The organism is Pseudoalteromonas sp. R3, assembly GCF_004014715.1.
In the GTDB taxonomy this organism is placed as follows: Bacteria; Pseudomonadota; Gammaproteobacteria; order Enterobacterales; family Alteromonadaceae; genus Pseudoalteromonas.
In genome coordinates, this window is the sequence record NZ_CP034835.1 from 3,096,431 (window position 1) to 3,109,871 (window position 13,441).

Below are 13,441 nucleotides of genomic sequence, written 5' to 3' on the forward strand. Positions count from 1 at the left end.
TATCAATACTAGCCTAAACGTTCGAACACTTTTTCTAGTTTGGTTTTCAGGGTTCCTGCCGTAAACGGTTTAACGATGTAACCATTAACTCCAGCCTGGGCAGCGGCAACGATTTGTTCTTTTTTCGCTTCTGCTGTAACCATAAGTACTGGGATGTGTTTAAGCTTGTCATCAGCACGAATTGCGCGTAACAAATCGATACCTTGCATGCCCGGCATATTCCAGTCAGTTACGACGAAGTCGAAGTCCTGATTTTGCAACATTGGAAGTGCCGTACTGCCATCATCAGCCTCTTGAACATTGGTAAAGCCTAAGTCTCTTAGCAGGTTTTTGATTATTCTTCTCATCGTAGAGAAATCATCAACCACGAGAATTTTCATGTTCTTATCCAAAACTTCCTCCGGTGAGGTTTGAACCTATATTGTAAAACTTACTCTAATTGATCCAGTCATTGATCTTTGCACGAAGCTTGATCATTGCTTGACCGTGAATCTGACTCACTCGAGATTCGCTGACCTCTAAAATCGCGCCAATCTCTTTTAAATTCATCTCGTCGTTGTAATACAAAGACAGCACCAAAGCATCGCGCTCAGGTAAAGTCTTGATAGCATTGACTAACGACTCGTTAAAGCGCTCATTTTTAACATTATTGAATGGTTTGTCTAGCGCAAAATCGTTGCCTGCGGGAGAAATTACGTCTTCGTCGACCCCAAGGTCTTCGATGCCGATAACTTTACTCGCATTCACATCATGTAAAATATGATGGTACTCATCCAGCGTAATATCAAGTTTTTCAGCGATTTCAGTATCTTTTGGTTCACGCCCAAGCTGAGATTCGAGCTCAGCAATGGCTTCTGCTACCATTCGGCCATTTTTGTGGACAGAGCGTGGAGCCCAATCACCGCGGCGTATCTCGTCTATCATTGCGCCACGGATTCGAATACCTGCAAACGTTTCAAAGCTTGCCCCTTTGCTTGCGTCAAAATTTTTACAGGCTTCAATTAATCCAATCATGCCTGACTGAACTAAATCATCTAACTGAACACTGGCTGGTAACCTAGCTAACAAATGACAGGCCACCTTTTTTACCAAAGGTGTATGACGCTCAACCACCTTGTGAAGGTGGTCCGTCGTTTGATATCCCGCCATGCGGTTGACCGGTGAAGCCATCGTTAACCGTTTACCAGTTGCTCAATAAAGAATTCCAAATGACCTGATGGTTGATGGGGGATGGGCCACTTGACAGCTTTGCTTGCCAGGCCTCTGAATGCCACGGCAGCAGGTGAATTGGGGAAAAGCTCAACGATGGTTTTTTGACGTCGCGAAGATTTACGCATATTTTCGTCAAACGGAATCGTTGCAACCAGTTCCAGAGCAACATCTAAAAACCGGTCGGTGACTTTGGATAGTTTTGCGAAAAGCTCTTGCCCTTCTCTTAAACTGCGTACCATATTGGCCACAATTTTAAACTTATACACTCCATGCTCGCGGCTTAGGACTTTGATCAACGCGTAAGCATCGGTAATCGAAGTCGGCTCGTCGCATACCACGACCAACACGTCTTGAGCAGCACGAGAAAAGCTCAAAACCATGTCTGAAATACCTGCTGCGGTATCGACAATTAAAATGTCAAATTCGCTACTGAGTTCACTGAACGCACGTATTAGCCCAGCATGCTCGGCAGGTGTTAACTCCACCATACTTTGCGAGCCAGACGTCGCAGGTACGATGCGGATGCCAGCAGGCCCCTCAACCAAGATTTCGTCTAGTTCACATTCTCCAGACAAAACATGAGATAAATTTTTCTCTACCCGTAAGCCCAACATAACATCACAATTGGCCAAACCTAAGTCAGCATCAAGCACCAAGACCCGATTACCCTGCTGTCCTAATGCAATGGCAGTGTTAAGGGATACATTGGTTTTACCTACACCACCTTTACCACCAGTCACTGCGATTACTTTTACACTGTGGTTATTTTTTTGGTTCATTCTCCGCAGGCCACTTGCTTGATCTAAAACTGTATTAATCATACATTCCTACTGTCTGGGACGCCACTGGTACACGTCGCGAATGTTGCGCTTTTGTTCTCTTTAAATACAATTGCTCAGCCTTTTTGACTAACTTCTGAGCGTTTGCCACGCGAATGTCTTCAGGCACTCGCTGACCATTGGTAAGATACCCTATTGGCAGACGATTTTGAATCGCTATGCTAATAATCTCGCCTAAACTTAGACTTTCATCAAGTTTTGTAAAAATACAACCACTTAAATTGACTTTTTTGAAGTGGTTTACGGTCTCTTGCAGTACATGCATTTGTGCTGTTGCACTTAATACTAGGTAGCTGCGAATGTCAACACGGCTACTGCGCATCAGAGTGTTCAACTGTTCGGTTAAACGTAAGTCGCGCTGACTCATCCCTGCCGTGTCTATTAATATTAGACGCTTATTACGTAAATGATAAAGAACCTCTGCAAGTTCATTGGCATCTTTTACTTGCTTAACGGGACAACCAATGATCCGACCATACGTTGCCAATTGCTCATAAGCACCGATACGGTAGGTATCTGTAGTGATCAGTGCCACATTGTCAGCACCATATTTTTGGGCACCCAGCGCTGCAAGTTTTGCAACAGTTGTTGTTTTTCCTACCCCAGTTGGTCCAACCATGGCGTACACACCACCCTGACGCAAGATATCGTTGTTAGTTGTATGCATCTGATTGACAACCATATTAAGCAACGCATTCCACGCTTCTTTGCGAGAGACATCATCAGGAATAAAACAAGCCATCTGTTCAGCAACTTCTGCACCGATCCCCATGCCTTTTAGACGGTCGACAAGACAAGCACGAGTTGGATCTCGACGTGCCATTTCCTGAGTCATCAGGCCGGATAACTGAAACTCAAGTAGCTGGCGGATCGCGTTCATTTCATCACGCATAGAAGACATTTCATCATCGTTTGCTTTTTTCTGCGCAGCAGGTTCGTCACCAAAGCCCTGCTCCAGATCATCACCAAACTCCCAGGATGTGCTTTCCTGGCGTGCGTCAAAACTATGACTCGGTGTCTCATAGCGCTGTTGACGTGCTGCCTGAGGCATGGCCTGAGCAGGGGCTTCACTGCGTTGTTGAGAGCCAAACATATCGTCGGTGTTGATTCCAGATTGAGAAAACATCGAAGCAAGCTCAGGCGACTTAGGACGAGGGGCTTGGCGCTCAAGCAAGGCTTCTAGACTGTCTGCAACCTGTGCCTGTTTTTGCGGTTCGGCACGACGAGGTTGAGGGCGAACCATTCTGGCTGCTTGATTATAGCCTTGCTGTGCACTTTGCTGAGGTGCAACCTGACGAGGGGCAACTTGCGCAGCTGGCTGTTGAGGCGCAGTCTGAGGCTGTGGAGCAGGTGTGCGGTCATTATCAACTGCAGCAACGATCTCTACACCGTCAGCCAGCTTCTTGTTTGACATAATTACCGCATCAGCGCCTAGCTCTTCTTTCACTTCTTTCAAAGCAGTACGCATATCTTTTGCAAAAAAACGTTTGATTTTCATGGTCAGCCCCTTCTAGTCCTCTACTGTCCAACTGAGCTCACTATCTTAATTTGTCTTTCATCCGGCACTTCCTGATACGACATGACTCTGAGTCCCGGGATGGTGTGTTTTACAAATCGTGACAGCACACTTCTTAACATACCTGAGGTTAATAAGATGGACGGCTCGCCGAGCATTTCTTGCGTTTGATGGGCTTCTCTTAATGAACCTTGAAGCCGCTCTGCAAGGCCTGGCTCTATGCCTGCCCCCTCATCACCTGCGTTCTGAAGTGACTTATGCAACATCTGTTCCAACTCAGGCGCCAATGTTATGACAGGGATTTCATCAGCCCCGCCAACCGCATCCTGAACGATGAGTCGGCGCAGTGAAATTCGCACCGCAGCCGTTAATACATCGGGGTCCTGACTGCGCGGCCCATACTCAACCAGAGTCTGAACAATGGAGCGCATATCACGAATTGCAACGCCTTCGTTTAACAGGTTTTGTAGCACTTTTACTACAGTGGTCAGAGGTAATACATCCGGCACCAGACCTTCAACCAGGCGAGGATGACTCTTGGCCAGCATATCCAGCAGGTTCTGAACTTCTTCATGACCCAACAGTAAGGACGCATTGTTGGTCAACAGCTGACTAATATGTGTGGCAACCACCGTGGCGGCATCCACAACGGTATAACCCAGTGAATGAGCCTCGTCTTTCTGCTCTGGTTTGATCCACACAGCTTCCAGACCGAAAGCCGGATCTTTAGTAGCAACGCCATTAATTGGACCAAAAACCTGGCCCGGGTTGATCGCGAGCTCATCACCATGCTTCAGTTCGCCATCTCCTGAGCCCACACCCATCAGGGTAATACGGTAAGCGTTCGGGTCCAGCTCCAGGTTGTCACGGATATGAACTGGTGGTACAAGGAAACCGAGCTCCTGTGACAGCTTCTTACGCACCCCTTTAATACGATTCAACAATTCGCCACCCTGAGACTGATCAACCAGCGGGATCAGGCGATAGCCCACTTCCAGGCCTATCACATCCACCGGTTGTACATCATCCCAACCTAATTCTTTTTGTTCCTGCTGCTGAGCAGCAACAGCGCCGCCTTTCGATTCTTCAGCTTCCTGCTCTTGTGCTTTAAGTTTTTGTTGGTGTGAATAGTAAGCCAGATAGCCAATGAGTGCGCCTAAGCCCAGAAATGCAACATGTGGCATACCAGGTACTAATCCCATGACAATCAGGATCCCTGCTGCGATAGACAAGGATTTCTCGTTGCCTAGCTGCTGGGTCATTTGCTCGCCCATGTTGTGTGATTCGTTCTGACGAGTTACAACAATCGCAGTACCAATTGACAATAATAACGAAGGAAGCTGAGCAACCAGACCATCACCTATCGTAAGTAAGGTATAGACTTCCATGGCTCTGCCAAAGCTCAAGTCATGCTGCACCATGCCCACAAACAGACCGCCAATGATGTTAATGGCGAGGATCACAATGCCCGCTATCGCATCGCCTTTTACGAACTTACTGGCACCATCCATCGAGCCATAAAAGTCAGCTTCACGGGTTACTTCTTCACGCCTTGCTCTGGCTTCGTCTGCCGAAATGAAACCGGCATTCAGGTCTGCGTCAATTGCCATTTGTTTACCGGGCATCGCGTCGAGGGTAAAACGGGCTGATACTTCGGAGATACGGCCAGCACCTTTGGTGATAACCACAAAGTTTATGATAATGAGGATCAGGAAAACCACCAGACCAACCGCGTAGTTACCGCCGATTACAACGGAGCCAAACGCTTCGATCACCTTACCGGCTGCGTCTCCACCGTTATGACCTTCCAGCAGTACCACCCGGGTACTGGCGACGTTCAGTGCTAATCGCAAAATCGTCGCGATCAGCAATACTGAGGGAAACATGCCAAATTCAAGCGGCTTCATGGTGTAAACTGTCACTAACAGAACAACCAATGCCAGGGCGATATTGAACGAAAACAAGATATCAAGCAGGAAAGGAGGCATAGGTAACACCACCATACCTAATGCCGCCAGTACCAGCACTGGAGTACCGACGCCTTTGGCGTACTCTTTTTTATCTCGATTAATCTGCTGTAAAACCGCTTTAAAATCCATAACTTACAAACCACAAATTATTGACGCAGTTACATTAAAGCAAGTTTAATACCAATTAGCTTAGTGTTTTAGTTCATCTGGAATAGGGAGGTCTTTTTTCAGGGCTACGGGTCGCTTGCCTCGCCCTTTATTGAACTTTTTCAACTGGAATACATAGGCCAGTACCTGTGCCACGGCAGTGAACAGCTGTTGTGGGATTTGGTCGCCCACTTCTGTGGTATGGTACAGGGAACGAGTCAAAACAGGCGACTCAACAATCGGGACCTCATTACCTTTGGCTATTTTACGGATCTGCATCGCCAGTTCATCAACCCCTTTAGCGATGACCATAGGTGCCCCTGCTTTTTCAGTGTCATACTTAAGCGCCACAGAATAGTGGGTTGGGTTGGTTACAACCACGTCGGCATCGGGTACTTCCTGCATCATGCGTCGCTGAGACATTTCTCGCTGTGTACGCCGAATACGGGCCTTGATCTGGGGGTCACCTTCCGAGTTCTTATACTCGTCTTTTACCTCTTGTAGCGTCATCTTGAGCTGTTTGTGATGATTGTAGCTCTGATAAGGTGCGTCAATGGCGGAAATAATGATCATAGTGCAGCTCAGTGCCAGAAACATCCAGGCGAGAATTTCCAGTGAGTGCAAAATACTGCCTGGAATTTGCTCAATACTTAAATGGAGTATCTCATAAAAGAACATCTTGATAAGCAAAATTGCAAATCCGGCCACCAGCACAAATTTGAGGATAGATTTGACCAGCTCTACGGCCGCCTGAGGCCCAAACATCCGCTTGATGCCTTTCATTGGTGACATTTTACTCGGCTTAGGTGCCGCAGCCTGCCAGCTGAAATTAAAACCGCCTAACAGAGTGTTGCCAATGATACCGGCTACCATAATAATCAAAACGAACATACTGAGCGGAAAGATGATCTCAGAAAATGCATCACCCCAGACAGAAAACATTTTAGTGGTGTCATAAGTTTCATTGCGGTTCAGTGTAAACATGCGACCCATCATGTTATACAGGCCTTTGGCAATGTCAGGTCCGTACAGCAACAATGCAACGGCCGAGAATATGAGCACGAACGTCGTACCCAGCTCTTTTGAGCGAGCAACCTGGCCTTTCTTTCGGGCGTCAGAAATTTTCTTGTCTGTGGGTTCTTCCGTACGTTCCTGACCAGAATCTTCTGCCATTTTCTTACTCCCGGTACTCGATTACACCGTGCAACCAATCAGGTTACACATCAGCTCTGTCATTTTCAGCCACTGGAACTCGTATTGAATCACAAAGTTGCCCATCGTCATCCAGATGATCAACAAGCCAGCCACCATAGTAAACGCAAACCCCACAGAGAAAATATTCATCTGCGGTGCAGCTCGGGTCATTATGCCAAATGACAAGTTAATCAGTAGCATGGCAGTCAAAGGTGCCAAAGACAACGCCAGTGCGGTAGCAAACAGCCAGCTCCCCCAGGTAACTATCAACCAGTAGTTATCGGCCACCCACCAGTTACCATCGATAGGCCAGGTCTGAAAGCTATAGACCACCATGTTGATCATCATCAGATGGCCATTGAAGACAAAAAACAATAAAGTCGCCAGGATCAGATAAAACTGACCCACGGCTGGCACACTCAGACCATTCGCGGGGTCAACCACAGACGCAAAACCTAACCCTGTTTGCATTGCCAGGATCTGGCCCGCAACGATAAAAGTATTTAGCAACAATACCGAGGCAAAGCCAATTGCAACCCCGACAATCATTTCATGTGTCACTACCAATATCATGGCGAAGGAAAATAAGTCAGTAAACTGAGTCTGAGGAATGGCAGGCACAACCGCCACAGTCACCACAATTGAGAGGGCAAGCTTCACCCGGGTTGGGACACTTTGGGCACCCAGACCGGCCATAATCATGATCATGGAGCTGATCCGGACAAACGGTAGCATGTAGTCGCTCAGCCACTGTATGATGATTGCTAAGGGGTACTCCATAGCACTACCCTGCAATTTCGGGGATTTGGAGTACCAACTGGTTGAAGAAGTCCATCAGCACTTGCACCATCCAGTGGCCACCGAAAATCAGTGCCACAATGGTGATGATGAGCCTGGGCAAAAAGCTCAGAGTTTGTTCGTTAATCGATGTTGCAGCCTGGAAAACCGCGACCACCAAACCTATCATCAGACCGGGTAGTACAATTGCGGTTACTAATTTGATAACAATAAAGAGCGAGTCACTGAGAATGTCGACAAAAACTTCTGGTTCCATGTCACACTCCTAAACCAAAACTTCGCGCCAGCGTGCCCATTATCAAAGACCAACCATCGACCAACACAAACAGCATGATCTTAAAAGGTAAAGCCACAATCATCGGAGAGAGCATCATCATACCCATCGCCATCAATACACTGGCAACCACCAGGTCTACTATCAGGAAAGGGATAAAAAACATAAAGCCAATGATAAAAGCAGTCTGCAGTTCACTGGTCACAAACGCCGGAATAATGACCACAAACGGCGTGTCTTCCGGGCTATCCAGTTTATCGTAACCGGCTATCTTGGCGAATGTTTCCAAATCCTTTATACGAGTCTGGGAAAGCATAAATGCTTTGATTGGCTCTTTGGCTTCTTGCAATGCCTGTATCGACGTTAATTCTTCGTTCAAATAAGGCTGCACTGCGCGGTCATTAATCTGATTGAATATTGGCGCCATAATAAAAAAGGTCAGAAACAGCGACATGCCCACTAATACCTGATTTGACGGCGATTGCTGCAAGCCAATTGCCTGACGTAAGATAGCCAATACCACAATGATCCGTGTAAACGAGGTCATCATAATCACAGCAGCAGGGATAAAGCTCAGTGCTGTCATGATGGCCAATACCTGCAGGGTTACAGAGTATTCCTGAGAGCCATCCGGATTAGTTGTAACGCTCAAAGCCTCAATACCATCAGCAAAGGCATTTGATGCAAAGAAAAACACACTGATGAGGAGGAGAATTCGGATCATACGTTCATTTCTTATTGTTATTTGCGCCAGAGATTAAGCGACTGAGTTCTTTGGCAAAGGGCGCCGTGGGTGTCACCTCTAGTGGCGACTCTAACTGATATAAATAATTGATACTGTGTGGCGTGACACCAAGCAAATGTTGTTTATCGTCAATTTCGATAACCAGCAGGCGCTCCTTGCTGCCCAGTGGTAAGCTGCGTATCACTTTAAAACCCTGGCTATTACCCAGGTTTGGGTTGAAGCGCTTAACCAGCAAAGCCAACCCGATAATCGCCAATACCACTAAAGCCAGTGACAGGCCAACCGACAATAACTCACTGCTGAGCCCGCTTGGTGGCTGCACCGCAGCCACACTTGAGAACATTAAAGCATTCATTACGCTAACTGCTAGCGAAGCTTCTTGATACGCTCAACCTGGCTGATCACGTCAGTCAGGCGAATACCAAACTTATCGTTTACAACAACCACTTCGCCGTGCGCAATCAATGTGCCGTTAACCAGCACATCCAGAGGTTCACCGGCAACCCTGTCCAGCTCCACAACGGATCCCTGGTTAAGTTGGAGTAAATTACGGATATTGATTTTAGAGCGGCCCACTTCCATCGAAATGGTGACCGGGATATCTAAAATCGTATCGAGTTTGCGCTTTTCATCTGCACTCAGATTAGCGCCGCTGTCCTGTAACTCTTCCAGTTCCGCAACTTCGGCTTCAGCACCGTCCTGGTCAGCTTCCTCGGCCTCTGCAAGTGCAGCCGCCCATTCGTCCATTGTATCTTGATCATCGCTCATGCACTGACTACCTTAATCAACTTCTTCATCACCAATCCAAATCCACACCTTCAGACAGATGCAGATCTTCTTCTAATTCTGCCAACTCGGCATCCGAGTCGAGCTTTTTGCCACCTTTTGTAAAGACATGAAGCTCAGACTTAACAGATTCTGGACGTTTAATCTTCTCGCTGATCTGCAACGCCACATTATCGCGGGAACGCCCCATTTTAGCCCGGAAAGTGGGCAGCTCTTCTACAAATACTGTAATATGCTCAGGCATTTCTACAGGGATAATATCACCCGCTTTCAACTGCATTATCTGCTCCAGAGACAGATCGACCTCTAGTAGCTGCGTAGACAGTTCCACTTCGACATCCATAATTTCATCGCGTAGCGCTTTACTCCAACGCAGATCCGTATCTTCGGTATCTGATTGGACACCCGCATCGAGTAATTCCCGAATCGGCTCAAGCATTGAATAAGGCAAAGAAATATGGAAGTCCCCTCCCCCGCCGTCCAGCTCGATATGAAATGAACTGATCACCACAACTTCGGTGGGTGACACTATGTTCGCCATCGCGGGGTTCACTTCCGAATCAAGATACTCAAACGACACATCCATGACCGGTGCCCAGGCTTCTTTGTAATCTTCAAAGATAATTTTGAGCAGCATCTGAACTATCCGCCGCTCTGTTGGTGTAAATTCTCGCCCTTCAATTTTTGCGTGATAGCGCCCATCACCTCCGAAGAAGTTATCTACCAGTATAAATACCAGTCGGGCTTCCATAGTGATCAATCCAGTTCCCTTGAGAGGACGAAAGCGCACCATGTTCAAACTGGTGGGAACAAACAAAGTATGAATATATTCGCCAAACTTGAGCATTTGTACACCGTTGATGGATACCTCAGCGGTGCGACGCATCATATTGAACAAGCTGATCCGCATATGACGGGCAAATCGTTCATTAACAATTTCGAGGGTCGGCATACGACCGCGAACGATTCGGTCCTGCGACGAAAAGTCGTATTGTAAGGCGTTACTCGTCCCACCATCGTCACTATCGGGGACTTCTTCTTCTTCGACTTCATCAACGCCGTGCAATAAGGCATCGATTTCGTCTTGTGATAATAAGTCGCTCACTGACTCTTCCTACTGCATTACAAAACCGGTAAATAACACGCGTTCAACCACTTTACTGCCTTCAACACTCTCCATTGCAGCCTGAACCTTATCTAATGCACTCAGTCGCAGAGTTTCTTTGCCTGCACTGGTACTCAGTTCGTCAGCTGTGGTGGTAGAAAACACACTTAGCAAAGTGCCTTCAATCAGAGGAATATGCTTTTTAGCCACCTCTTCGTTGACGTCACCACGTACAAGTAATTGTACTTTAATCTGTACTATACGGTCCCGACTTGCGCCGGGTACATTAAATACAAAGGGACGCGGCATAGCAACATACAATGCACTGCCCGTTTGTGCCGAATTTTGCTGGGTAGCCTGTGCCTGTTGCTCAGTCGTTTCTTCAGCCAACGATTCGGGAGCGTCATCTGACCCTGCAAATAAAAAGTAGCCTGCAACTGCGGCCAAAACAACAACCACAGCAGCAATGATGATGATTAATTTTTTCTTTGAGCCACCCGTCTCTTCTATTTCTAAATCGCTTTCTTCTGCCATATCCGCGCTTCTTTAAGTCACTCTAACCTTAATCATAGCAGCTGTTACGCATAGTAATCTATTGCTGAATCACTTTGCCGTCTGCTAGTTGTTGATTGTTGGCCGTTATTTTGCGCTTCACTGCCATTATTAGCAAGTGTTCCATGACCTTGTGATGCTTCCTGCTGCTGTTGTTCTCCGCCTTGTCCTTGCTGAATGTTACTTTCTCCAAGCTGGATCCCCTGCTCGGCCAACATCTCTCTGAGTTTCGGCATGGACTGTTCTAGTTGCTCTTTGGCTTGCTGGTTTTGCACAACAAAGTTCACCTGAGCCTGCTCCCCCTCGGAGCGTATGCGTATCTGCATACTACCCAATTCAGGCGGGTCTAAACGGATCTCGGCTTCCTTATTGTTGATATTTAGCATCATATTGACACGCTCTTGTAAGGCCTTAACTGCGTCATTTCGGGCAATATTAATGGCCTGACTGAGAGCGGGATCTGCCTGCATGGCTTTTTGGTTGACAGCACTTTGCTGGTTGACCTGCTGACTCTGTCTAACCTGCTCAACTTGCGCCAGCATTTCATTGAACTCGTGCTTCATGCCCTCGTCTGGACGCTCACCACGAATTGCCTTAAAAATATTTTCAACAGGCGCAGGTATTGCGCTGCGTTGCTGTGAATTCTGCTGCTCCGACTGGCCGCCTTCTTTTTTAAGCTGGGCTAACTCGGGGTGCTCACCCTCTAATGAGTCTGACACCACTGTTTGCTGCAAGTTTTCTTTGCCCTGAGATTTTGTATCTGCACTACTTACGCCCGTCTGGCTTAGCGCAGCAGCTTGTGTATTTACCTTCTCAGGTTTAACAGGATCTGTTTTACTCGGCACTTTAGCGTCCTTTTCAGCAATCACCGACTGTATCGACTTGTCCGTTACTTCTGCCTGTCTGGAGCCTGACTCTATGGTTGTTTGTGGTTTGTTTGCAGCACTCTCGCTAGGCTTTGCCCCAAGCTCCTGCAACAGTTGTTCGGCCTTGGCGCGCTGCTCGGGATTACTTATTTCGCCACTTTTTAATTGCGCACGCAGGTTTGTCTCCAGTACTTGCTTTTGCTCCGGGGTGAGAGAATCTGCCATTGCCTTCAATTCAGTGGACGTTGCCGAAGTTGCACTGCTTTTTGCTGGCTGCTGAGGTTTCATAACCTGTTCGTCACCCTTGATGTCCTCTTTATCTGCTTGAGGTGCAGTAATTACGGGACCAATCTGATCAATTGGACGTTGAGATTTCCCGGCGCTAGTGGGCTGTTGCTCACTCACATCGCTGTGCGCAGCACTAATATGAGTGGGTGCGCTATCCCGTGCAGGTCGTAGTTCAACGTCGGCCTTTGCTGATTGCTGCTCATTTACCAGTTTTACAGAAGTCTCTGTGCTACCTTGTTTACCAGTTGCGGTGTTTGCGGTTTGTTTTGCACTATCAGCACTCTCACCTTTAGCAAGCTGAACAACGGGATCCAGTTTTGCATCTCCCTCTGCTGGCTTGTTTTGAGTCTGTAACCCCGGTTCATCCGTCGGCTGCGTGATAACAGGGCCTATCTTATCAACTCGTTTGGCAACAATCGGGTCAGCCAGTTTTTCTACCGGTACTTCACCTTGACCAAGTTTACCATTGGCATACAGGCTTGCGTCCTGAGTTGGCTTTTTCACTGCACCATTTTGCGCTTGGGCATCTACAGACACATCAGGTAACTCAGTGTCATCGCTATTTTGCTCAGCAGGTATAGGTAAAACAGGCCCGATACCATCAACCGGTTTTTTATTATCCGGACCAGTTACCTGCTCGACTTTAGACAAGTAATCTTTCAGTGCTTTAGGAACCGGTGCCAAGTTTTGTGCTAAATCGGTACTTTGCGCATTCGATGACTTGATTTGTAAAAGCAAGTCATCAGCATGACTGCCGCTGGTATCTGCCGCTGCATCACTACCAGGATTGACAACCGTACCGACAACCACTTTCGGGTCTGTCTGACCGGGGAGCTCTGAATCATCCAGCTTTAAAGGTTCATCCGGCAGTGTTTTTTTGCCAGCGGAAATCTGGCTGTCATCCAACCCTAAACGGCGGTCAAGGCCACCTGGTAAAGGAATATACTCTCCCGTCTCATCCGTATTTGACTGTGACGCCTCATCGCTACTGTCTTGCTCTGCCTGAGCTAACATTGCGAGAAAGCCCGAGTCCTCGGACTGTTCCGTTTGATCCTTTCCCTTCGCCGAAACTCCGTTATTGATTGCTACTTCTAGCGAAACATTGACCATACTCTCACCTTTATATGCGGCAACTTCACGCCGCTAACC

At 47.4% G+C, this 13,441-nt stretch carries 14 protein-coding genes; all 14 read right to left on the reverse strand.

Annotated elements, in window-relative coordinates; genetic code table 11:
* Positions 1-8: 8 nt before the first annotated feature.
* Genes cheY through ELR70_RS18695 form a run of 14 tightly spaced genes read right to left on the reverse strand, consistent with a single transcriptional unit; the run spans position 9 to position 13,402 of the window.
* On the reverse strand, positions 9-392 hold the full coding sequence (gene cheY, locus ELR70_RS18630; protein ID WP_054015632.1) for a chemotaxis response regulator CheY: 384 nt from the start codon (positions 390-392) through the stop codon (positions 9-11).
* Positions 393-435: 43 nt separating this feature from the next.
* Entirely contained in the window at positions 436-1,170 is a 735-nt protein-coding gene (locus ELR70_RS18635) for an RNA polymerase sigma factor FliA (protein WP_054015631.1), read from the reverse strand.
* A 2-nt stretch (positions 1,171-1,172) separates the two neighbouring features.
* A complete protein-coding gene (locus tag ELR70_RS18640) occupies positions 1,173-2,033 on the reverse strand; it encodes a MinD/ParA family protein (protein ID WP_046003902.1) in 861 nt (286 codons plus the stop codon).
* A complete protein-coding gene (gene flhF / locus ELR70_RS18645) occupies positions 2,026-3,549 on the reverse strand; it encodes a flagellar biosynthesis protein FlhF (protein ID WP_054015630.1) in 1,524 nt (507 codons plus the stop codon). Before flhF ends, ELR70_RS18640 begins: the two co-directional genes overlap by 8 nt.
* Before the next feature lie 20 nt (positions 3,550-3,569).
* Positions 3,570-5,666 (reverse strand): flagellar biosynthesis protein FlhA, encoded by a 2,097-nt coding sequence (gene flhA, locus ELR70_RS18650; protein WP_054015629.1) that lies wholly within the window; start codon positions 5,664-5,666, stop codon positions 3,570-3,572.
* A 60-nt stretch (positions 5,667-5,726) separates the two neighbouring features.
* The gene (gene flhB / locus ELR70_RS18655; protein ID WP_054015628.1) at positions 5,727-6,857 is read right to left on the reverse strand and encodes a flagellar biosynthesis protein FlhB; all 1,131 of its coding nucleotides are present in this window, start codon (positions 6,855-6,857) and stop codon (positions 5,727-5,729) included.
* A gap of 21 nt (positions 6,858-6,878) precedes the next feature.
* Complete coding sequence (gene fliR, locus ELR70_RS18660; RefSeq protein WP_054015627.1) at positions 6,879-7,658, reverse strand: flagellar biosynthetic protein FliR; 780 nt, start codon at positions 7,656-7,658, stop codon at positions 6,879-6,881.
* Positions 7,659-7,662: 4 nt separating this feature from the next.
* On the reverse strand, positions 7,663-7,932 hold the full coding sequence (fliQ, locus tag ELR70_RS18665) for a flagellar biosynthesis protein FliQ (protein WP_054015626.1): 270 nt from the start codon (positions 7,930-7,932) through the stop codon (positions 7,663-7,665).
* Between the two features lies 1 nt (position 7,933).
* Positions 7,934-8,674 carry a flagellar type III secretion system pore protein FliP gene (fliP, locus tag ELR70_RS18670; protein ID WP_054015625.1) on the reverse strand — a complete coding sequence of 247 codons (741 nt, stop codon included), beginning with the start codon at positions 8,672-8,674 and terminating at the stop codon, positions 7,934-7,936.
* Between the two features lie 4 nt (positions 8,675-8,678).
* Positions 8,679-9,050 carry a flagellar biosynthetic protein FliO gene (gene fliO, locus ELR70_RS18675; protein WP_054015624.1) on the reverse strand — a complete coding sequence of 124 codons (372 nt, stop codon included), beginning with the start codon at positions 9,048-9,050 and terminating at the stop codon, positions 8,679-8,681.
* Between the two features lie 11 nt (positions 9,051-9,061).
* Positions 9,062-9,463: a flagellar motor switch protein FliN gene (gene fliN, locus ELR70_RS18680; RefSeq protein ID WP_054015623.1), complete on the reverse strand. Its 402-nt coding sequence runs from the start codon at positions 9,461-9,463 to the stop codon at positions 9,062-9,064.
* 28 nt (positions 9,464-9,491) lie between these two features.
* Complete coding sequence (gene fliM / locus ELR70_RS18685; RefSeq protein ID WP_046003911.1) at positions 9,492-10,586, reverse strand: flagellar motor switch protein FliM; 1,095 nt, start codon at positions 10,584-10,586, stop codon at positions 9,492-9,494.
* Between the two features lie 9 nt (positions 10,587-10,595).
* A complete protein-coding gene (fliL, locus tag ELR70_RS18690) occupies positions 10,596-11,120 on the reverse strand; it encodes a flagellar basal body-associated protein FliL (protein ID WP_054015622.1) in 525 nt (174 codons plus the stop codon).
* Between the two features lie 44 nt (positions 11,121-11,164).
* Positions 11,165-13,402, reverse strand: coding sequence for a flagellar hook-length control protein FliK (locus ELR70_RS18695; RefSeq protein ID WP_054015621.1), 2,238 nt, complete (start codon positions 13,400-13,402; stop codon positions 11,165-11,167).
* Between the last annotated feature and the right edge of the window lie 39 nt (positions 13,403-13,441).